Genomic DNA, 325 nt, shown 5'->3' with positions numbered 1-325 from the left:
AGCCGATAGATGGTCACGACATCGTCGATATGCACGTTCGACCAGATGTTGAGGCCACGCCCCACATGGCGCACGATGCCGCTCTTGCGCGCCTGTCGTTCCAGACGCGGCAACTGCACGCTCGCGGTATCGCGCACCGCGCCGTGGCCGTAGATCAGCGTGTTGCAGAGCACCGTCGAGCGCACGCCACGCTTGGCGGCGTCGAGCACGAGATTGTCGATCGCTACGCGCGGCGCCTTGTCGGGCGTCGGCTCCGGCAGGTCGTCCTCGGTATAGATCTTCTCCGATGCCTCGCCGCCCGATGCGTCGCCGACGATGCTCGATC

At 65.8% G+C, this 325-nt stretch carries 1 pseudogene; it reads right to left on the bottom strand.

The features are described 5' to 3' along the window. A pseudogene (locus QCE73_RS34095) lies at positions 1-325 on the bottom strand (epimerase); the annotation flags it as partial.

The organism is Caballeronia sp. LZ029 (assembly GCF_031451275.1).
Classification (GTDB): domain Bacteria; phylum Pseudomonadota; class Gammaproteobacteria; order Burkholderiales; family Burkholderiaceae; genus Caballeronia; species Caballeronia jiangsuensis.
This window is presented reverse-complemented; position numbering and strand designations above follow the sequence as displayed.